At 69.9% G+C, this 21,066-nt stretch carries 17 protein-coding genes; 6 read left to right on the plus strand and 11 right to left on the minus strand.

Annotated elements, in window-relative coordinates; translation table 11 throughout:
* Positions 1-19: 19 nt before the first annotated feature.
* The 3 genes from ACFY3V_RS21120 to ACFY3V_RS21130 all read right to left on the minus strand — a co-directional run bounded on the left by ACFY3V_RS21120 (position 20) and on the right by ACFY3V_RS21130 (position 4,267).
* On the minus strand, positions 20-1,177 hold the full coding sequence (locus tag ACFY3V_RS21120; protein WP_362897252.1) for an acyltransferase: 1,158 nt from the start codon (positions 1,175-1,177) through the stop codon (positions 20-22).
* Between the two features lie 242 nt (positions 1,178-1,419).
* Positions 1,420-3,183: a proteasome ATPase gene (arc, locus tag ACFY3V_RS21125; protein ID WP_362514351.1), complete on the minus strand. Its 1,764-nt coding sequence runs from the start codon at positions 3,181-3,183 to the stop codon at positions 1,420-1,422.
* A 205-nt stretch (positions 3,184-3,388) separates the two neighbouring features.
* Complete coding sequence (locus tag ACFY3V_RS21130) at positions 3,389-4,267, minus strand: tRNA (adenine-N1)-methyltransferase (RefSeq protein ID WP_350948291.1); 879 nt, start codon at positions 4,265-4,267, stop codon at positions 3,389-3,391.
* Positions 4,268-4,465: 198 nt separating this feature from the next.
* Between ACFY3V_RS21130 and ACFY3V_RS21135 the strand changes: the two genes are divergently transcribed.
* Positions 4,466-5,572: a GNAT family N-acetyltransferase gene (locus ACFY3V_RS21135; RefSeq protein ID WP_389775509.1), complete on the plus strand. Its 1,107-nt coding sequence runs from the start codon at positions 4,466-4,468 to the stop codon at positions 5,570-5,572.
* Positions 5,573-5,740: 168 nt separating this feature from the next.
* Here ACFY3V_RS21135 and ACFY3V_RS21140 read toward each other — a convergent pair whose 3' ends face one another.
* Together ACFY3V_RS21140 and ACFY3V_RS21145 are read right to left on the minus strand one after the other, a co-directional pair.
* A complete protein-coding gene (locus ACFY3V_RS21140; protein ID WP_362514341.1) occupies positions 5,741-6,964 on the minus strand; it encodes an aminotransferase class III-fold pyridoxal phosphate-dependent enzyme in 1,224 nt (407 codons plus the stop codon).
* A 104-nt stretch (positions 6,965-7,068) separates the two neighbouring features.
* Entirely contained in the window at positions 7,069-7,992 is a 924-nt protein-coding gene (locus ACFY3V_RS21145; RefSeq protein WP_350947655.1) for a PfkB family carbohydrate kinase, read from the minus strand.
* An 82-nt stretch (positions 7,993-8,074) separates the two neighbouring features.
* On the opposite strand from ACFY3V_RS21145, the gene ACFY3V_RS21150 reads away from it, so the two are divergent.
* On the plus strand, positions 8,075-8,674 hold the full coding sequence (locus ACFY3V_RS21150) for a TetR/AcrR family transcriptional regulator (protein WP_362897255.1): 600 nt from the start codon (positions 8,075-8,077) through the stop codon (positions 8,672-8,674).
* A 160-nt stretch (positions 8,675-8,834) separates the two neighbouring features.
* Here the strand turns inward: ACFY3V_RS21150 and ACFY3V_RS21155 are convergent, their stop codons facing one another.
* Positions 8,835-9,623 (minus strand): serine/threonine-protein kinase, encoded by a 789-nt coding sequence (locus ACFY3V_RS21155; RefSeq protein WP_362897256.1) that lies wholly within the window; start codon positions 9,621-9,623, stop codon positions 8,835-8,837.
* A gap of 120 nt (positions 9,624-9,743) precedes the next feature.
* Between ACFY3V_RS21155 and ACFY3V_RS21160 the strand changes: the two genes are divergently transcribed.
* Positions 9,744-11,750, plus strand: a complete 2,007-nt coding sequence (locus ACFY3V_RS21160; RefSeq protein ID WP_362897392.1) for a cation:proton antiporter — start codon at positions 9,744-9,746, stop codon at positions 11,748-11,750.
* Between the two features lie 121 nt (positions 11,751-11,871).
* Here ACFY3V_RS21160 and ACFY3V_RS21165 read toward each other — a convergent pair whose 3' ends face one another.
* The 4 genes from ACFY3V_RS21165 to ACFY3V_RS21180 all read right to left on the minus strand — a co-directional run bounded on the left by ACFY3V_RS21165 (position 11,872) and on the right by ACFY3V_RS21180 (position 16,572).
* On the minus strand, positions 11,872-13,344 hold the full coding sequence (locus tag ACFY3V_RS21165) for an FHA domain-containing protein (protein ID WP_362897257.1): 1,473 nt from the start codon (positions 13,342-13,344) through the stop codon (positions 11,872-11,874).
* Positions 13,341-13,775: a hypothetical protein gene (locus tag ACFY3V_RS21170; protein ID WP_350947659.1), complete on the minus strand. Its 435-nt coding sequence runs from the start codon at positions 13,773-13,775 to the stop codon at positions 13,341-13,343. Before ACFY3V_RS21170 ends, ACFY3V_RS21165 begins: the two co-directional genes overlap by 4 nt.
* Before the next feature lie 12 nt (positions 13,776-13,787).
* The gene (locus tag ACFY3V_RS21175; RefSeq protein WP_362897258.1) at positions 13,788-15,323 is read right to left on the minus strand and encodes a hypothetical protein; all 1,536 of its coding nucleotides are present in this window, start codon (positions 15,321-15,323) and stop codon (positions 13,788-13,790) included.
* 160 nt (positions 15,324-15,483) lie between these two features.
* A complete protein-coding gene (locus tag ACFY3V_RS21180; protein ID WP_362897393.1) occupies positions 15,484-16,572 on the minus strand; it encodes a site-2 protease family protein in 1,089 nt (362 codons plus the stop codon).
* A 169-nt stretch (positions 16,573-16,741) separates the two neighbouring features.
* Here ACFY3V_RS21180 and ACFY3V_RS21185 point away from each other — a divergent pair, with 169 nt between their 5' ends.
* From ACFY3V_RS21185 to ACFY3V_RS21195, 3 genes are all read left to right on the plus strand, one after another.
* Positions 16,742-17,620: a RecB family exonuclease gene (locus tag ACFY3V_RS21185; RefSeq protein WP_362514319.1), complete on the plus strand. Its 879-nt coding sequence runs from the start codon at positions 16,742-16,744 to the stop codon at positions 17,618-17,620.
* Between the two features lie 321 nt (positions 17,621-17,941).
* Entirely contained in the window at positions 17,942-19,216 is a 1,275-nt protein-coding gene (locus tag ACFY3V_RS21190; RefSeq protein ID WP_389775518.1) for a sensor histidine kinase, read from the plus strand.
* Positions 19,216-19,899, plus strand: coding sequence for a response regulator transcription factor (locus ACFY3V_RS21195; RefSeq protein ID WP_350947663.1), 684 nt, complete (start codon positions 19,216-19,218; stop codon positions 19,897-19,899). Before ACFY3V_RS21190 ends, ACFY3V_RS21195 begins: the two co-directional genes overlap by 1 nt.
* A gap of 114 nt (positions 19,900-20,013) precedes the next feature.
* Here ACFY3V_RS21195 and ACFY3V_RS21200 read toward each other — a convergent pair whose 3' ends face one another.
* Positions 20,014-21,030, minus strand: coding sequence for an ABC transporter ATP-binding protein (locus tag ACFY3V_RS21200; protein ID WP_389775522.1), 1,017 nt, complete (start codon positions 21,028-21,030; stop codon positions 20,014-20,016).
* Between the last annotated feature and the right edge of the window lie 36 nt (positions 21,031-21,066).

Consider the following 21,066-nt stretch of genomic DNA (forward strand, 5'->3'; position numbering starts at 1 on the left):
ATGCCCGGTGGTCGGACAGTTATGGCACCGAAGCCTTTTCGCCCGTTGCGAGGGGGATCGAGGAGAGCGCGGGGAGCTGTGACGGGGACGGGGATGCGGCCCTTCTCCGCCGCACGGATTTGACGAACTCCTGAAGCGGACGCTCGGCCACCCGGTACACCAGATAGGAGAACGCCGTCGCGGCCAGCACCGTGACCAGGGCGGTCAGCGGGGGCGGCAGCACGTCCCGCAGCGCGGGGACGATCAGGACCGCGGCCGGGGTGTGGAACAGGTAGAGCGGGTAGGTGAGCGCGCCCAGGACGACCAGGCCGCGCCAGCGCAGCCATCCCAGCCATCCCAGCGCCACCATGGCCATGAGCACGTAGAAACCGACCACGGTGGCGACCACGGCCCACTCGGGCACGGGCATCGCGGCGTAGCCGACCTTCTCGACGCGCCCGGCCACCCGGTCGATCGCCGCGCTCACGGCCAGGCCGCCGCTGATCCCGGCCAGGCACCACAGGACGAGCCTGGGACCGAACCTCGTCATCAGGAAGAACGCCATGCCTCCGACGAAGTACGCCGCGTACTTGGGCATGACCACGAGCTCGACCCACGCCTCGTCGCTCCCGGCGAAGAACCCGGCCGCCAGCAGCCAGACGCCCATGAAGACCAGGCAGCGGTTGAGCGTCACCCCGAAGATCACCAGGATCGAGATCAGTACGTAGAAGCGGAGTTCCACCCAGAGCGACCAGTAGACGCCGTTGGCGTCGTAGACGCCGAGGGCCCGCTGGAGCATCGTGAGGTTGATCCCGTACTCGCCGAGGCTGAGCTTGGGGTCCAGGGCCGTGGCGGCGGTCAGCCCGTACACCGCGGCGGTGACGGCCACGCTGACCCAGTAGGCGGGGTAGAGCCGCACCAGCCGGGAGAGGGCGAACGCCCCCAGGCTCCGCCCCCAGATGCTCATCAGGATCACGAACCCGCTGATCATGAAGAACAGCTCGACGCCGAGGATGCCGAGCCCGGAGACGGTGGAGATCGCCGGGAACAGTTCGGCAGGGCGGTCGCCCCACACCGAGGCGAAGGCGATGAAGTAGTGGAAGGCGAGCACCGCGATGGCGGCGAGGAAGCGCAGGAGATCGAGTTCGGCGAGGCGGCCGCTTCCCCGAAGCGCCTCGCGAGACCCCGTGCCGTTCACCGGGCGGCCGGACCGGAATGTTCACGCACGCCACTTGGACGGCGTCTCGATCATTCGGGTTCCCCGTGACGGCTGTCTATTTCCGGCCATTTCTGGGGCGGCTGTGAAAGGAGAGCCGACCCCCCGAGGACAAAAAGGTTTAAACGCAACAAAAGCCACAGGCTGTCGAGTGTGTCGCGGCAGACACGGCGACGCCGACGGCGCGGCCCCACGAGGGGAACCGCGCCGCCGGTCACACGTGGTTACAGGTACTGACCGGTGTTGGCCACCGTGTCGATGGAGCGTCCGGCCTCCGTGCCCTGCTTGCCCGTCACGAGGGTGCGGATGTAGACGATCCGCTCGCCCTTCTTGCCGGAGATGCGGGCCCAGTCGTCGGGGTTGGTGGTGTTGGGCAGGTCCTCGTTCTCGGAGAACTCGTCCACGCAGGCCGCCAGCAGATGCTGGATCCGCAGGCCCTTCTGGCCGGTCTCCAGGAACTGCTTGATCGCCATCTTCTTGCCCCGGTCGACGATGTTCTGGATCATCGCGCCGGAGTTGAAGTCCTTGAAGTACAGGACCTCCTTGTCGCCGTTGGCGTAGGTCACCTCGAGGAAGCGGTTCTCCTCGCTCTCGGTGTACATCCGCTCGACGACCCGCTGGATCATGCCGGAGATCGTCTCCTGACGGTTGGAGCCGTGTTCGGAGAGATCCTCGGCGTGGAGCGGGAGCTCCGGAATGAGGTACTTGGAGAAGATGTCCTTGGCCGCCTCGGCGTCCGGCCGCTCGATCTTGATCTTGACGTCCAGGCGGCCGGGCCGCAGGATCGCCGGGTCGATCATGTCCTCGCGGTTGGAGGCGCCGATCACGATGACGTTCTCCAGACCCTCGACACCGTCGATCTCCGACAGGAGCTGGGGAACGATGGTGTTCTCGACGTCGGAGGAGACGCCCGAGCCTCGGGTCCGGAAGATCGAGTCCATCTCGTCGAAGAACACGATCACCGGGGTCCCCTCGGAGGCCTTCTCGCGAGCCCGCTGGAAGACCAGGCGGATGTGCCGCTCGGTCTCGCCGACGTACTTGTTGAGAAGCTCGGGACCCTTGATGTTGAGGAAGAAGCTCTTGCCGGACTGGCCGGTCTTCTCCGCGACCTGCTTGGCCAGGGAGTTGGCGACGGCCTTCGCGATGAGGGTCTTACCGCAGCCGGGCGGCCCGTAGAGCAGGACACCCTTGGGCGGGCGGAGCTTGTGCTCACGGAAGAGGTCGGCGTGCAGGTACGGGAGCTCGATGGCGTCCCGGATCTGCTCGATCTGCCGCATGAGCCCGCCGATCTCCTCGTAGGAGATGTCGGGCACCTCCTCCAGGACGAGCTCCTCGACCTCGGACTTGGGGATGCGCTCGTAGACGTAGCCCGAGCGTGGTTCGAGCAGCAGGGAGTCACCCGCCCGGATCGGCTGGTCCAGCAGCGACTCGGCGAGCTTCACCACCCGCTCCTCGTCGGCGTGTGAGATCACCAGCGCACGCCGGCCGTCCTCAAGGAGCTCCTTGAGCATCACGATCTCACCGAGGTCCTCGAAGCCGAGGGCCTCGACGACGTTGAGCGCCTCGTTGAGCATGACCTCCTGGCCACGCTTCAGCGACTCGACCTCCACCGCGGGGCTCACGTTCACCCTGAGTTTGCGGCCACCGGTGAAGACCTCCACCGTGCCGTCTTCTCTGGCTTCGAGGAACACACCGAACCCGGATGGCGGTTGCGCCAGCCGGTCTACCTCCTCCTTCAGGGCGACAATCTGGTCTCTGGCCTCCTTGAGGGTGGCCACCAGACGCTCGTTCTGGCCGGTTACGGCCGCGAGGTTCGCCTGCACGTCATGGAGACGCTCTTCGAGAATCCTGGCCTGCCGGGGAGACTCCGTCAGCTTCCGACGCAACGCGGTGATCTCCTCCTGCAGGAAGGAGACCTGTGTTGTGAGGTCGGCGACCTCCCGTTCGCGCTGCGCGGCACGAGCTTCAGCGTCGTCGCGAGCTGCCACGGCGTCACCTCCTTCCCAGTCGAGACCGACTACTCAAAACCCTACCCATCTAAGGGCTGTCCCTTACCTGGCTGAGCGGTGTTCATATGACTACATTAAGTGCGTGGTGATTAATCCCTTTTGGGGGTTTTAGTCCTAGAAGTATAAGAACACGAAGGTCTGCTCCCGTGTCACGCTCAGACGGACCGTCGTGGCCGAATCGTCATCATGTGGCGGAAGACGTGGAAGTCGCGGACTCCTCGCCATGTGCCCCCTTCGCCGGACGTCTACGTCGAGGTGGTGGCGTCACCCCGTCGGCCATGCGACGGGCCGTGACCAGAAACCCGGTGTGGCCGACCATCCTGTGGTCGGGCCGCACGGCCAGTCCCTCGACATGCCAGTCACGAACCAGGGTCTCCCACGCATGGGGCTCGGTGAAACTCCCGTGCTCCCGCAGAGTTTCGACCGTACGTGAGAGCTGGGTCGTGGTCGCGACATAACAGCAGATCACGCCGCCGGGCGTGAGTGCCCGGGCCGCGGCGTCCACACATTCCCACGGGGCGAGCATGTCCAGGATGATCCGGTCGACATCGCTCTCGTCCAGAGCCTCGACGAAGTCGCCGACCACCAGGCGCCACTGCTTCATCGGACCGCCGTAGAACTTCTCCACGTTCTTGGTGGCGACCTCGGCGAAGTCCTGACGCCGCTCGTAGGAGGTGAGGGTGCCCTCGGAGCCGATGGCGCGCAGCAGGAAACAGGTGAGCGCGCCGGAACCGACACCCGCCTCCACCACCCGGGCACCGGGGAAGATGTCGGCCATGGCCACGATCTGGGCCGAGTCCTTGGGATAGATCACCGCCGCGCCTCGCGGCATGGACAGCGTGTAGTCCTGAAGGAGGTGCCTGAAGGCCAGATACTGGGTGCCGCCGGACGAACGCACCACCGAGCCCTCAGGCCGGCCGATCAGCTCACTGTGCGGGATCCCGCCCTTGTGCGTGTGAAACACGCCGTCTTCCTTCAACGTCACCGTGTGACGCTTGTTCTTGGGGTCGGTGAGCTGAACCTGATCCCCGGCCTGAAACGGCCCATGCCTGCGAAAACCCATGACCGCAAGGTTATCGGCGCGCGGCGGTGTCCTCGGACGGTCCGGAACACGGCCCCCGGGCAGGACGAGTGCCAACCCCGAGGCGCCGGGAGGGCGAGACGGGAGAGATCGGAGAAGGGAGCGGGCAGGGCGGAGGGGGCGTAGGTCGTCCGCAAATTGATTCGCCGTCATAAGAGGGCACCTGGTAGCTGTTATGGGGTGTTTTCCCATGATGTGATTCCGGCCGGCCCTGTTGTCCTGAGGCCGCTCGCCCCGGCCGACGCCGAGGCGATCACCCGGGCCTGCGCCGACCCGGAGATCGTCCGCTTCCTCCCTCTCGTCCCCGTGCCGTACACCCGGGACGACGCACTCCAGTACATGGAGCGGTGCCACCAGGAGTGGCAGACAGGAGGTGCCCCGTTCGCGATCGCGGACGCGACGACGGACGAGTGGCTGGGCAACATCGGCCTCATGGCCCGTCCTCGCGGGGGCATCGAGATCGGCTATCTGGTCGCCCCCTGGGTGCGGGACCGCGGGGTGGCCACGGCCGCCACCGCCGCGCTGACCGCGTGGGGGTTCCGCCACGGGGTCGAGCGCGTCGAACTGCTCGCCAACGTGGAGAATCTGGCCAGCCAGCGGGTCGCCCTCGCCGCGGGGTTCCACCACGAGGGCGTGCGGCGTGGGGCCGAGGAACAGCGTGACGGCACCCGGCACGACCTGGTGGGCTTCGCGCGCCTGCGCGGCGACTCCGGCGAGCGCGTGCCGCCCCTGCTGCCGGACTTCCCCGGCGGATCCCTCACCGACGGGGTCGTACGGCTCAGGCGGCTCACCGTCTCCGACACCGCCGACTACCTGGCGCTGCGGAACCTTCCCGACGTCATGAGGTACAGCGTCCCTTCCGAACCCTCCACATTCGAGAAGGTCGAGGAGCGCTGCCGTACCGCGGGCGCGAACTGGCTGGCGGGCAGGGGCGCCGAGGTCGCGATCCTGGACGCCGCGACGGGCGCGTTCGCCGGGGACATCCAGCTCACCGGGGTGATCCCCCCGCTGGGGCAGGCGATGACGGGCTACAGCCTGCGACCGGAGTTCCGTGGCAGGGGCTTCGCCACCAGGGCGGTGAACCTGCTGGTCGGCTGGGTCTTCGAGCACACCCCCCTGGCCAGGATCATCGCGGGCACCTCTCCCGGCAACGTCGCCTCGCACCGCGTGCTGGAGCGCGCGGGCTTCACCCGCGAGGCGCTGCTGCGTGGGATGCTGCCCGGCCCGGACGGCACACGCCTGGACGACCTGCAGTGGTCTCGCCTGCGAGACGACGTCCGGCGCTAGCCTGGACGACGTCCGAGCGCCGGCCCCGATCGACCCGCGGTGATCGTCCGCCGCGGGTCGATCGGGGCCGGATCGTCACGCCCGCGACTCCAGGCACCGGCCGTGCACCGCCCCGGAGGTCGCGGGCGATCCCAAACATCCGGCCCATCAGGAAGCCCCGGCAGGGTCTCAGTCGGCGCCGAAGCGGGCCCTGAGCTTGGCGTAGGCGGCGTCGGTGCCCTGGAGCGCCCGATCGATGTCGGCGTCGGTGTGGGCCGCGGACAGGAACCAGTTGTGCCACGGGTGGAGGTAGACCCCCTCCTCCAGGCAGGCCGCGGCCCAGAACATGCCCTTGTCCAGCGTCGCGTCGCCCTCGAAGGAGAGCCACGGGATCTGCACCGGCCCCGTCTGGTTGACCGTGAAGCCGTGGGAGGCCGCCTGGGCGGCCAGGCCCTCACGCAGGCGGGTGCCCGCGCGCTCCATCAGGGCGATGCCGTCGATGGCGCGCAACGTCTCGATCGTGGCCTTGGCCGCGGCCATCGGGGCGGCGTTGAACCAGAAGGAGCCGGTGGAGTAGAGCGTCTGGGCGGGCCCGCGCAGGGAGTCCACACCGGTGACCGCCGCGATCGGGTGGCCGTTGGCCATGGCCTTGCTGAAGGCGTACAGATCGGGGCGCACGCCCAGGGGTTCCCAGGAACCGCCCAGGTCGATCCGCCAGCCCCCGCGCACGTCGTCGATCACCAGAGCGGCCCCGATCCGGTCGGCCAGGGCCCGCACCCCCCGGGCGAACTCCGCGGCGACGAGTTCCTGGTCCTCGAACGAGTCGTGCTTGAACGGCGTCACGATGATCGCGGCGACGTCGCCCTCCGCCTGGGCCGCGGCGGCCTCGACACTGGCGAGGTCGTTGTAGGTGAACTCGACCAGGTCGGCACGCTCGTTGGGGGTGGTCCCCGCCGGGCTGGGCGTGCACCACGGGTCGGCCCCGTGATAGGCGCCGTGCGCCATGAGGACCTTGGTCCTGCCGGTGGCGGCGCGGGCGACCATCAGTGCCTGGGTGGTGGCGTCGGTGCCGTTCTTGGAGAACATCACCCAGTCGGCCTGCGGGACGGTCTCCACCAGCAGCTCGGCGAGCTCCACGTAGACGGGACCGGGACCGTTGAGGCAGTCGCCCGCGGCGAGCTGTGCGGCGACGGCGCCCTCGACGGCGGGATGACGGTGACCGAGCACGACGGGTCCCCACGAGCACATGAGATCGACGTACTCACGTCCGTCGGCGTCACGTTGGCGGCATCCTTCTCCCCCGACGAAGAACTGCGGGTAGGCGGGACCGTGCAGGGCCGCGTTGAGATGGCCGTACATGCCGCCGGGGACGACCTTGGCGGCCCGCTCCCTGAGTTTGGCGTCGATGGACATGCTCCGTCCTTTCGTCTCTGGTCATGTCTGGATGGGTTCGGCGGCTCCGCGGCCGAACCCCGCCGTCCGTACGGTCGCGGGGCCGGGGTGCGTGAACGGCGGGGTCACTTCTCGTCCCGTAGCTCCCTCGCACCGTCCAGACCCGCGTCCGAGCCCAGGCCCCCGGCGACCCGGGCGGCCAGCGCGGTGCCGAGCCGCGCGGCACCGGCCACGTCACGGCCGTCGACCAGACCCGCGACGAACCCGGCACAGTAGGCGTCGCCGCAGCCGGTGGTGTCGACCACGGGGACGTCGAGGGCGGGAACGCGGGTGACGCCCTTCGCGTCGGCGATCAGGCTCCCGTCCGCGCCGAGCGTGACCAGGACGGCCGAGGCCCCCTGCGCCAGCAGTGCGTTCGCGGCCTCCTCCACATCCCCCGCCTCACCGGCGCCGCTCATCAGCAGTGCCTGCTCCTCGTTGGGCAGGAGGTAGTCGACATGCGGGAGGAAGACGCGGACCCCCTGCATGAGATCCGGCATGTTGGACAGCAGGTCCATGGTGACGATCGTGCCCGCCGCTCGCGCCTCGTCCAGCAGCGCGAAGAACGCGGGGTCGTACAGGCCCCAGGTGACGTCCATGCCGCCCAGGTGCACGACCCGCGCGCCGAGGACGGTCTCACGGGCGACGTCCGCGGTGGACAGCCCCAGGTTCGCGCCGGGAACGTGGAAGGACGGGCGCCCGCCGTCGGGGCGGATCGGCAGGATCGAGGCGGCGGTCTGCTCCCCCTGCCTGCGGACGATCCCGGTCACGTCGACCCCGCGCCGCCCCATCATCATGACGAGCAGGTCGCCGAGCTCGTCGTCCCCGATCGCCCCCACCGAGGCCACCGGGACACCGAGCGCGGCCAGGTCGACGGCGGTCGCGGCGGCGGCGCCCGCGGCGGTGACACGGATCTGCTCCAGCAGGTGGGTGTCCTGGCCGGCGGGGATCGACTCCACCGGTCTGGCGAGCACGTCCACGATGTGCGCGCCGAGGGTGACGACGGTCATATCGAGTCCTCCTCATGTCTTCAGCGGATAATAGACGGGCGACCGACTAAAATGTCAACGAATCCGTTCAGGGAGGAGCGAGGTGCCGAAGATCGTCAATCACGGCGAGCGCCGCGAAGAGGTCGTGGAGGCCGCGCGCCGCGTCATCCTGCGCGAGGGCATCGAGGCCGCCACGACCCGGGCCATCGCCAGGGAGGCCGGTTACTCCAACGGCGTGCTCACCCACTACTTCACCGACAAGGACGACATCATGCTGTCGGCGCTGCGCTCCTCGCACCGACGCATCGTGGAACGCCTGCGCGGCAAGCTGACCGGTCTCACCGGCCTGGCCGCGCTGCGCGAACTCCTCCTCGACAACCTCCCGCTGGACGACGAGCGCGCCCGCGAGAGCGGGCTGGAGATCGGCTTCTGGAGCCGCAGCCTGACCAGCCCGGCGATGCTGGAGGCGCAGCGCGCCGAGGCCGAGGAACTGCGCTACCTGGTACGCAGCCTGCTCGGTGCGGCGGCCGCCGACGGAGAGATCACCACCGCCGACGACCTCGACGACGTCACCGAGCGGCTGCTCGCCCTCGTCGACGGACTGAGCGCGCACCACCTGCTCTATCCCGACAGACTCGACGCCGCGCGCCTGGAACGGATGCTCGACGCCGAGCTCGACCGCCTCCGTCCCACCGGCGGGTAGGCCCGCGCGGCCTCACGGTCCCGCCCGATCCTCGGACGAGGCCCACCGCGCTCGCCGGAGAACGCGCCGGGCGGCCGGACAGCCACCGGCCCGGAACCCTCAGGGCCGGCACCCGCGGAGCGTCCCGGACCGGCGCGGACCTCCCAAGGCCGCGGGACTCTCAGGCCAGCAGGGCGTAGAGCCGGTCGGCCACTCCCCTGGCGGTGGGCCGCTTGGCCGCGTCGCCAAGGCACGCCTGGACCAGGTCCGACAGCTCCGGTTCCAGGCTCGGGTGGATCGACGGCGTCGTGCTGTACACCTTGCGCAGGGTGAGCAGCGGGTCGTGGGTGGGCAGCTCCCCGTAAAGACCGTTGCCACTCACCGCCCAGTGCAGTGTCGCGCCCAGCGACCACACATCGCCCCCGGGGGTGGGGGTCTCCCCCTGCAGCAGCGTGGGGTCGGTGAACTCCACCGAGCCGATGTCCCCCATCCCGGTCACCGTCGCACCAGGCATCAGCACCTGCGACAGGCCGAGGTCGGAGAGCTTGCCACCGTCCTCGGTGAGCAGCACGTTGCCGGGACGGATGTCGCGGTGAACGATGCCCTCCTCGTGCAGCGCCTGCGCCGCGTGGGACACGCAGGCGACCGCGCGCAGCACCCGCTCACGCGAGGGACGCTCCGCGGGACGCGCCAGCGAGCCACCCGGCAGGTATTCCATCGAGTAGTAGAACACCCCGCCCTGCTGGCCGGCGTCGTAGAGCCGCACAAGGTACGGGGAACGCACCGCGGCGAACGCCTTCAACTCCCTCGTGGCGCGGCGGAACGCGTCGCTCCCGGTGCCGCCCACCACCTTCACCGCGACCAGGTCCGCCTCGACGGGCAACCGTTCCGGCCTCTTCGCCAAGTAGAACTCGCCGTGGTTGCCCGCCCCCAGTGACCGGACGAACTCGTAATCGGCGATGCCTTCCACCAACGGTCTCCCTCCATACCCGCGCGACGTTCGCGGCGACATCCCCCACACGGTAACGTCGCCCTCGACATTCTCGGGGCTTTTCTTTGCATACGGAAAGCGTGCTCGCAAGTGCTGCACATGGATCTGCTCCTGCTCGACCTCGTCATCGTCCTGGCGGCGGCCCGGCTGTTCGGAGCACTGGCCAGAAAGCTCGGCCAACCCCCGGTCATCGGCGAGATCGTGGCGGGCATCCTGCTGGGCCCCACGCTGCTGGGCCCCCTCATCGGTGACCAGCTGTTCGGGCCGGAGATGCGGCCCCCGCTGCAGGCGCTGGCCAACGTCGGCCTCGTGCTGTTCATGTTCGTCGTCGGCCTGGAGCTGGACCAGAAGCTGGTCAGGGGCAAGGGCCGGATCGCGGTGACCGTGGCGCTCGGCTCGACCGTGGTGCCCTTCGTCCTGGGGTGCGTGCTCGCGCTCAGCATCGCGGGCGAGCACGTGGGCCGCGACAGGACGCTGCCGTTCGTGCTGTTCATGGGGGCGGCGATGTCCGCCACCGCGTTCCCCGTGCTGGCCAGGATCCTCACCGACCGGGGAATGCAGCGCATCACGCTCGGCGGCCTCGCCCTCGCCTCCGCGGCCGTCATCGACGTGCTCGCCTGGACCGCTCTGGCGGTGGTCGTGGGCATCGCCGGGGCGGGAGAGGCCGAAGGGCAGTGGAAGGTCCTGCTCGCCCTGCCGTACGCACTGGTGATGTTCCTGGTGGTCAAGCCCCTGCTGGCCCGCCTGGTGCCCGCGTACGAGAAGGCCGGGCGGCTCACGCCCGGACTGCTCTCGCTGGTGCTCATCGGCCTGATCGGGTCGGCCTGGGCCACCGAGTGGATGCACGTCCACTTCATCTTCGGGGCGTTCGTGTTCGGCGCGGTGATGCCCCGCGAGGGAGCCGAGCGGCTCAACCACGAGATCCTGGAACGGCTGGAGCAGCTCGCCGTGCTGCTGCTGTTGCCGATGTTCTTCGTGGTGGCGGGGCTCAACGTCAACCTGCGCGAGCTCGACCTGTCCAGTCTCGGCACGCTCGCCGCGATCCTGGCCGTCGCGATCGGCGGCAAGCTGCTCGGCTCCTACGCCGCGGCCCGGACGCAGCGACTGCCCGGACGGCAGTCCTGGACGCTCGCGGCCCTGCTCAACACGCGAGGACTCACCGAGATCGTCATCCTCACCGTCGGCCTGCAGAAGGGCGTGCTCGACGACGAGCTGTACTCGCTGATGGTGGTCATGGCCCTCGTCACGACCGCGATGACCGGTCCGCTGGTGCGCAGGCTCTACCCCGACAGGCGGGTGGCCCGCGACATCGCCGACGCCGAGCGCGCCGCCCTGGGGGTGACCGCCGCCCACCGGGTGCTGGTGGTCGTACCCGATCCCCCCGCCGAGCAGGCCCCGCTCGTCGGCCTGGCCACCGCCCTGGCACTCTCGACGTCCCCGTCGACCCCATCCGAGGTGGTCCTGGGCCACCTGCGTCCCTACCCCTCGGGACGCCTGGAGGTCGGCAGCGGCCTCTCCTCGGAGCTGGCCGAGCTGGCCGAGACCCTTCACGAGTTGGAGACACTGGCCACCACGGCCCGCGAGCGCGGCTCGGACAGCAGGGTGGTGAGCCGGTTCAGCGCGGACGTGGCGGGCGAGCTGCCGGGGCTGGTCTCCGGCGCCCATCCTGACCTGCTGGTGCTGCCCGCCGACATCCCCGGCTACGCCGATGTGCGCGACGGCGCCACCTGCCGCGTGGTGACCGTGGCCATGCCCGTGCCGCCGTCCATGTTCGAGCAGGCCGGGCCTGGCTCAGAGCCGGTGGCGGTGCACCACGGCTCGGGTGGCGACGCCGCCGCCCACGTGGCGCTCGGCCTCGCGACACTGCGGGGGCGTCCCCTCGTCGTCACCGGAGGGAACCGGGCCTCGGCGCTGGCCCAGCGACTGGCCAAGCTCGGGGTGGAGGCCACCTCGGGCCCGGTCCCCGAGGGCGCGCTGGTCGTCGCCGCAGACACGGCGAACGTCCCCCAAGACGTTCATCTGCTGGTTCGCGCCGAACAGGACCCCGACCCCGTCGACTGGGCCGAGGCCGTCTCCGCCCTGCGCCCCCCGATCCCGCAGCCCTGACGCCTGCCCTGCCGATCCTGCCCCCGGGCTCGGAGCGCCTTACGCTCCTGACCGCCCCCCCTGAACGCGTATCGGCGGCACGGCCCACGGCCGTGCCGCCGAAGAAGGCGAGGGGTGCTCCTCAGCGGTTGCGGTGCGACTCGTAGCGCATGGTGCGTGAGACGCCGATCCGCACGGTGGTGCCGGGCAGGATCGCGACCGGCTCGTTCGGCGGGATGTCGTAGAAGTTGGGGTCACCGGGCGGCTGGATCTGGGTGCCGTTGACCGACCCCAGATCGACCAGGTTGACGTCCCAGCCGTCCAGCGCCACCCGCAGGTGACGGCGGGAGACCGAGCCGTCGGGGCTGGTGACCTTGGCCGCGCGCACCGAGCCGTCCGCCACCTCGGGAGCCCGCTCGGGGTCACGGCCCACCAGATAGTCGGTGTCGAGCCGCAGCGTCAGGCCGTCGTCCAGGAGCAGCACCCCCAGCGGCGGGCGCGGTCCCTTGTAGGGGACGAGGGTGCGCTGGACCAGCGCGATGCCACAGACCGCGCAGTAGGGAACGCGAGGGTCGTTGAAATGGTCGTTCTTGCAGTCGACCCCGTAGACCAGCGGCCGCGCCTCGGGCTCGGCCGCCGGGCCGGGCGCGGGAGCGGCGGAGGGTTCGCCTCCCGGCTGCTGCGCTCCCCCGGGTGTCAGCAACTCGTACTCGAACGGCTGGTCGCGCACGTCGATGGGATCGCCGCCGATCCCGCTCGCCATGGCGGTGTCGATGTCCTCGTGGTGGACGACCGCGGGAGCGGGCCCGGTGGAGGGACCGCCGGACTGCACACCCGGGTGACCGGGAGAGGAGAGCGGGCCCTGCGGCATCGGCTCGGAGTGCCACCCCTGCGGCTGCGGCTCGCGCCGCGGCTCCGCGGGCGGGGCGACCGGCGGGTAGGGATCGGCCGGGCCCATGGGGTAGGGCGGAGGCTCCGGAGACGCCGACCACGCGGGAGGTGCCGACCGCTCGGGCGGCGCGGACATCGGGACGGATTCGGGGACCGCGGGCTCCATCCGGGGGGCGGCGTGCTGTGCCTGCTGGACGTGCTGCCCCTGGGGGGCGGCGGACTCCGCCCGTGGCACGGCACGCGGGGCGGCGCCCGGTTCGGTCGGGTCGCACGAGACCCCGCCCGCGACGATCACCCCGGCGTCCAGTCGGGAGAGCGGGTGCGCGGCCTCCGCATCGGGCAGGCGCAGCTCCACCCGGGTCACCGGGCCGGGAACCAGCCGGTCGGACCAGGTGAGCGCGTCGCGCCCCGCGAGCTGGATCTCACCGTTCGCGCCGGTCACCGACGCGAACGCGGGGCCGCTGACCAGGACGGCCACTCCCCCGCCGACGGGGCCGGCGACGGCGCACGCCACCGGCTCACCCATCATGGCGGCGAGGATCTGGGCGACGCGGCGGGCCAGCGCCCTGCCGTCGCCGCCGGAGGCCGCGGTCTCCCGCAGCGCTCCCAGCAGATCCTCAACGACGGCCTCGGCCGCGTCGCACACCAGCAGCAGGCCACCCTCGTGGGCCACCAGCCCGTTGCCCGGAAGCGGACGCACCACTCCGAAGCCCTGGTCGGTCACAGAACTCTCCCTCCCCGGAAACGCCATCGGATGAACGGCACCCTCATGGGACCGTTCGTCACCAACCAGATGCATACCCAGACGACGGTGAAATGCGTCCAGAAGGCGGCCGGTGGGACCGGATCGATGAAATCAACCGCACCGGACCGTAGCAAAAAGTACAGCACAAGACCTTCGGGGACGAGCGTCAGCAGGCCGAAGAGAGTCGGCCAGTCCTTCTCCCATCTGAACTGCATCAGGAAGTGGTATATCAGCTCCCAGACGACCCCCAGCACGGCCACCGCCGCGATGACCAGGAGGCCGTTGACGTAGCGGCCGGAGAGCGGCCCGGAACCGGGGAGCAGCGGAACGATCAGCAGGGTGATGACCACGCCGACGGTGGCGAGCATGAGCAGGCGCGTCTGAATACGGCCCAGCAGGGTCGGAACCACGAGAACTACTCCTTACACCGGCGAGTTGCGGGCCCATTTGAACCACTGCGAGGTCGACCGTAGCGGCCCCATCTTCTTGACGAATCCTCGCTTCGCCAGGTCGTCCGCTATCTCCTGTGCTGCGATCTGCAGGCCGAGGAAGGTGTCGACGCCGGGGAAGTAGCCGCCGAGTGTAGCCGACCCCGAGGCGTAGAGGGCACCGTCACCGTTGGCCGTCCCCTTCACCTCGAAGTGTCGCTCCACCTCCAGCCGGCCCACCGGGTTGCGGAACGCCCCGCCGTGCTGGAGCAGGTCCGCGAAGATCCGGTGCTCGGCGATGTCGGCCTCGAGACCCGTGCAGTCGATGATGTAGTCGGACACCGGCTCGCGGACGATGCCGTCGCTGCTGCGCACGTAGCTGACGAGCCGCCCGTCGTGGCTCTGCTCCACGCGGTCGACGGTGCCCTGCACGGGGTGGTAGTAGCCGCCGCTGCGGCCCGCCCGCATCTGCTCCTGCCAGCGCCGCCTGTAGGGGGTGTTGGTACCGCCCATCTCCTTGTACTTCCTCGCACGGTCGGCGCCCTCCAGCTTGCGCATCTGCGCCTTGAGCTGGCCGCCCCACACCGACTTGGGATAGTTGAAGCCCTGGTAGGCCCAGCCGTCCCCGCCCTTGCGGCGCGACCAGATGTGCGGCCCGTGGGAGCCGCTGACGAACGTGCGGAAGATGTGGATGACCTGGGTCTGCAGGTTATGTCGCTCCCGGTCGTCGAACAGCCGCTGGAGCACCCGGGAGGCGACGATGCCGCCACCGCGGATGACCACGGTGCCCGGCCGGGTCTTCAGGAACTCGTAGACCTGCTCGTGCGGCTCGTAGGCGTTGACGACGCGCTGGTAGTCACCGTGCTTGGTGCGGAACTCCTGCAGGTCCGGCAGGAACTTCAGGCCCGGGTAGCCGATCGCGATGTGCACGAAGCGCGACCGGAAGATGATGCGCTTGGTCGGCGCCGCGCCGTCGGGCGGGGTGACCACGGTGAAGTAGCCGCCGCCCGCCCTGCGGCGGACCATCCGCACCTGCCCCTTGACCAGCATGTCCCAGTAGTTGATGCGCTTGGCCTCGCGTTCGAGGTTCTCGAAGACGGTGCCGGCGCGCGGGGTCCAGTAGTCGTTCAGGAGGGGCTCGGTGAGGATCTGCCACAGGTATGACGGCTTCTTCTCCTTCCACGCCTCTTCCAGGGCGTAGGAGGGGAAACCCCACAGGTTGTCCGGGCGGGAGGAGGAGTCGGAGCGGATCCGCTCACCCCGGGGGATCTGCGAGCATCTGGTGAGGAACTCGTAGGTCTGCCACGGATGGTCGATGTTGGACACCACCCGCATCTGCGAGGTGGGAACGCCGTAGATCCTGAGGTAGTCGAGCGTCACAAAAGATCCCATGCCACCACCGACCGTCAGGAAGGGGATGTCGTACATGGGGATGCCCGCGGCCGCGACCATCTGGTCGGTCCATTCGGGGGCGCCGAGAAGATCCGGCGTCAGATCACCGGCAGGCGCCGGTGTTTGGGGGGGTGCCAATTGACGTCCCTTAAGCTACGTGGCCAGCCCATTCGCTGGCCAAAACCCTAGTCCTGGTGAGAGCCGAAGACGAGTGGGACGAACAGGTACGTTCCTCTCCTGCCATCCCCTGTCTTCGGCGAGTATCCAGTGAGACGCCTGTAAATCACCTGTGGTTCGCTTAAACCCCGCTGAACACGCGGTTCACGTCCGAGGTCGCGAGCACGCCGAAGATCTCGCCGCCCCGCTCCACCAGAAGATACTCCCCGGCCGGAGCATCGCGCATGGCGTCGATCAGCGGCTCGCCCTCCAGGTCCGCGGCCAGCACCAGCGACGGCTCCAGGCTGCGCGCGAGCGAACCCGCCGTCACCCAGGGGCGGCGGCTCTCCGGGGTGGACTCCACCGCGACCTCGTTCACGATGCCCGTGGGACGACCCTCGTGGTCGACCACCACCATCGCCCCCGCCTGTGCCTCCCCGGCCCGCCGCAGGGCCTCGGCCAGCGGCACGTCGCCGGTCACCGCGATGGCCCGCCTGGCGAGGGCGCGGGCGTTGACCTCGGGGATCCGGGCCCGCACGCGGGCGCCGCGCAGCGACTGGGTGGCGCCGAACCAGATGAAGGCGGCGAGCAACAGCGACCAGATGAGCATCAGGCCCGGTTCCTGCCCGGCCACCAGCGTCAGCCCGACGGGCAGTACGACCAGGGCGACGGCCAGCACCCGGCCCGCCCAGGCCGCCGCGACCGTGCCGGAGAGCGGCTTGCGGGTGATCTTCCAGACGCCGGCCCGCAGCATGCGCCCGCCGTCGAGCGGCAGCCCCGGGAGCAGGTTGAAGATCCCGACCATCAGGTTGGCGAGCCAGAGCTGGAAGACCAGGACGCCGGCGATCGTGCCGGGGTCGATGACGTAGGAGGCGGCGAATCCGATCGCGGCCAGCCCGAGCGAGAGCAGCGGCCCGGCGAAGGCCACCATGAACTCCCTGCCCGGGGTCTCCGGCTCGCGCTCGATCTCCGAGACGCCGCCGAGCAGGTAGAGCGTGATGCGCCGTACCGGCAGGCCGTACATCCTGGCCACCACGCAGTGCGCCAGCTCGTGCAGGAGCACCGAGACGTACAGCAGCACCGCGAAGACGAACGCGACGACATAGGTGAGCGGGATGCTCAGATCGGGCAGCCGGTAGGCCACCACGCTCTGGAACGAGTAGGTGATGAACGCCGCCACGATGAACCAGGTCGGCGAGACGTAGATCGGGATGCCGAACGGGCGGCCCATCAGCAGCCCTGGACTGTCCTGGCGTGGGCTGTCGCTGCTCACCGCTGCTTCACCATTTCCTTGTTCAATCCACCCTCAGTCCTCGATGGTACGCGCCATCGGGCCTCCGGTAGGCGCCACGGGGGCACCTCGGGCACAAACTGTCGTCACCGTGACCTACAGTGCGGTCATGTCACCGACCGAGCCCACGATCGTCGGAGCCCTGTCGCCGTCGCGCGCGGGTGACTTCATGACGTGCCCGCTGCTCTACCGCTTCCGGGTGATCGACCGGCTTCCCGAGCCGCCGTCGCCCGCCGCGGTGCGGGGCACGATGGTCCACTCGGTGCTGGAACGCCTGTACGACCTTCCCGCCCCGCAGCGCACGGTCTCCGCGGCCCACGACCTGCTGGAGCCCCAATGGCACAGGCTCCAGCAGGAGGACCCCTCCTATGCCGGGATGTTCACCGGCGACGACGACCGCGCCGAGTGGCTGGCCCAGGCCCGCGTCATGCTGGAGCGTTACTTCACCCTTGAGGACCCCACCTGTCTGGAGCCCGCGGAGCGGGAACTCTACGTGGAGGCGGTGCTCGGCAGCGGTCTGATGCTGCGGGGTTACATCGACCGGCTGGACGTGGCGCCCACCGGTGAGGTCCGCGTCGTCGACTACAAGACCGGCAGCGCCCCGGGTCCCGCCTTCGAGGCCAAGGCGCTGTTCCAGATGAAGTTCTACGCGCTGGTCCTGTGGCGGTTGCGCGGCTCGGTGCCCCGCATGCTCCAGCTGATGTACCTCGGGGGCGGAGGTGAGGTCCTGCGCTACACCCCCGACGAAGCCGACCTGCTGGCCACCGAACGCAAGGTCCAGGCCCTGTGGCAGGCGATCGAGCGCGCGCTGGAAACCGGCGAGTGGCGCTCCAGGCCCAGCAGGTTGTGCGACTGGTGCAGCTACAAGGACCTGTGCCCGGAGTTCGGCGGCACTCCCCCGCCCGTCCCCGAGCGGCAGCCGGGCGACACCGTTCGCAGCAACCGGCGCTCCGCCAAGATCTCGCGGGCGGCCACCGACGAACTGTAGTGGCTGTTCCGATCGCGACACTACGCGTCGCGGTGATGACGCTTGCCCCCCCCCCCAACGCGACCTGCCTCGGGAAACATCCCCGCAGACATGCCCGTGATCTGTCCTGGAGGGACGACCCGTGAGGCCGCGCCGGGGACTGGAGTGAGGAGAACGGGGTCGTGAGGAACGAACGATCTCGTTCTCCGAGGGAAGGAGCCGGACAAGAGCGGCCTCACCGCGACGCGCCAGCGTCGCCATCGGCACCGTCCTTCGTGGGGATGAGGGTGATATCCACCTCTGGCAGGGTGGCACCGGCGGAGGGGCGCCTACATTGATTGTGTGCGCGACACCATCGGCAGCCTGCGGGCATGGTTCCACGGGCACCCGCTGATTCCCGACGTGATCTTCGGTGGAGTGCTGGCCGCCGCCTCGGTCCCCTTCGCCCACGTGGCCCACGCCTTCGGCGATCCCGCCCGTCTGAGGGAGCCGGACGCGATGGGTCTCGGCCTGATCGTGGCGGGCTGCCTGTCGGTGGCGCTGCGCCGCCACCGGCCGTTCCTGATGCTCTTCCTGGTCTGCGTGGCCGAGGTCACGCTGGCCTCCACGGGACGCAACCCCTCCCTGCTCTGGCTCGTCACCCTGGTGCTGGTCTACACGATCGCCGCCCGGCGCGGCCTGGCTCTCAGTCTGTGCGCCCCTGCGCTCGCCCTCGCCGGTCACCTCCTGTCGGCGGCGGCGGGGGGCCGGCTCGGCGAGTGGAGCAGCCATCTACTGATGGCCGTCTTCACCGTCTCCCTGTGGATCGCGGGCCGGAACGCGCTGCTGCGCCGGGCCTACCAGGCGGAGCTGCGTGACCGGGCGCGGCGCATGGAACGCGTCAGGGAGGCCGACACCCGGGCGGCGAGGGCCGAGGAACGCTCCCGTATCGCCCGCGAGCTTCACGATGTGGTCGCCCACCACGTGAGTGTGATGACCGTCCAGGCCGCCGCGGCGCGCCGGGTGCTGGCCGGCAACCCAGAGGGGGCGAGAGAGGCGCTGTCGGCGATCGAGGAGCTCGGCCGGACGGCGATGGCGGAGATGCGCAGCATGGTGGGCGTGCTCAGGACCGAGGGGGCCCTCGTCGAGCGCAGCCCGCAGCCGGGGGTGCGCGAGATACCCGCCCTGGTCGACCAGATGCGCGAGGCGGGGCTGCGGACGCAGCTGTGCATCGAGGGCGAGCGGGCCGCCCCGGAGACGGCAGGAGCGGCGGAGGTGGCGGGGACGGTGAGAACGGCAGGGACGGCAGGGACGGCAGGGACGGTGAGAACGCTGCCTCCCGGTGTCGACCTCGCCGCGTACAGACTCGTCCAGGAGGCCCTCACCAACAGCCTGCGGCACGCGGGGCCGCAGGCACGGGCCTGGGTGAGGGTGCGGCACGAACCGGGCGAGCTGGCCATCCAGGTCGAGGACGACGGCCTCGGCCCGCGGGCGCGTGCGGAGGACGGGGAGGCGACCGGGCACGGATTGGCGGGTATTCGCGAGCGTGTCGCCCTCTATGGTGGACTTCTGAGGATCGGCCCGCGCGACGGGGGCGGATTCGAGGTCAATGCCCGGTTCCCCCTCAAGGACACGTGATGACGATCAGAGTGCTGCTGGTGGACGACCAGCCACTGCTGCGCACCGGCTTCCGCCTGATCCTGGAGGCCGAGGCCGATCTCACCGTGGTCGGCGAGGCCGGAGACGGCAAGGCGGCACAGGACCAGTCGCGGGCGCTGCTGCCCGACGTGGTGCTGATGGACGTCCGGATGCCTGGCGTGGACGGCATCGAGGCGACCCGCAGGATCGTGCGGGAGGCCACCGTGGGCGCGCACGTGCCGCGGGTGCTGGTGCTGACGACCTTCGACCTCGACGAGTACATCGTGGAGGCGCTGCGCGCCGGGGCGAGCGGGTTCCTGCTGAAGGACGTCCCGCCCGAGGAGTTGGTGCAGGCCATCCGGGTGGTGGCGGCGGGCGACGCCATCGTCGCGCCGAGCGTCACCAGGCGGCTGCTGGACAAGTTCGGCGCGCACCTGCCCTCGATGCACCAGCAGTCGACCCCTGCGCGCCTTGACCGGCTGACCGAGCGCGAGCTGGAGGTGCTCCGGTTGATCGCCAAGGGCATGTCCAACGCGGAGATCGCCGCCGAACTGGTGGTGAGCGAGACGACGGTGAAGACCCATGTCGGCAACGTCCTCACCAAGCTGGGCCTGCGCGACCGCGTCCAGGCCGTCGTCCTGGCGTACGAGACCGGCCTGATCACGCCGGGCGCGCTTCCCTGACGCCTCTCACGCGCCCGCGCCGACCTTGGGCGCCCCTGCCCCGCTCGCGAAGGCGCCGGGGCGCCCTCACGACGCACCCGCCCGCGCGGCGTACGGGGAGCGGGGCGAGTGCGGTCAGGTCGAGACGGCCTGCAGGGGCGGCTGCTCCGTGGGGGCGTTCTCCGGGAAATGGCAGGCGACCTGGTGTCCCGGAGCCAGCGTCTCCAGCGGTGGTTCCACCTTCTTGCAGATCTCCTGGGCCTTCCAGCACCGGGTGTGGAACCGGCAGGCGGGCGGCGGGTTGAGCGGGCTGGGCACGTCGCCCTGGAGACGGATGCGCTCGCGATCCCTGCGCCGGGCCGGGTCCGGGACGGGCACCGCGGACATCAGCGCGTTGGTGTACGGGTGCATGGGCGACTCGTACAGCGCCTTGCGGTCGGCCAACTCGACGATCTTGCCGAGATACATGACCGCGACCCGGTCGCTGATGTGCCGGACCACCGACAGGTCGTGCGCGATGACCACATAGGTCAGGCCGAGCTCGTCCTGCAGGTCCTCCAGGAGGTTGACCACCTGCGCCTGGATCGACACGTCCAGCGCGGAGACCGGCTCGTCGGCGATGATGAGCTTGGGCTTGAGCGCGAGCGTGCGGGCGATGCCGATGCGCTGGCGCTGGCCGCCGGAGAACTCGTGCGGGTAGCGGTTGTAGTGCTCGGGGTTGAGCCCGACCAGCTCCAGGATCTCCTGGACCGCCTTCTTGGTGCCCTGCTCGGTCTGGATCCCCTGGATGCGGAACGGCGCGCCGACGATGGCACCGACCGTGTGGCGGGGGTTGAGCGAGGAGTAGGGGTCCTGGAAGATGATCTGCACGTCGCGCCGGAGCGGCCGGATCTTGGACTGCGACATGTGGGTGATGTCGTGTCCCTCGAAGACGATCTTCCCGCCGGTCGGCTCGATGAGCCTGGTGATCATGCGCCCCGTCGTGGTCTTGCCGCAGCCGGACTCGCCCACCAGGCCGAGGGTCTCCCCCTTGAAGACGTCGAAGCTGATCCCGTCGACCGCTTTGACCGCACCGACCTGGCGTTTGAGCAGGCCCTTGGTCACCGGGAAGTGCTTCTCCAGCCCTTGCACTGACAGAATTGGCTCGGTCACAGACTTTCCGTTCGTCGAACGCACGGCCTGGGCGAC

Source organism: Streptosporangium sp. NPDC000095, assembly GCF_042899335.1.
Taxonomy (GTDB): Bacteria; Actinomycetota; Actinomycetes; order Streptosporangiales; family Streptosporangiaceae; genus Streptosporangium.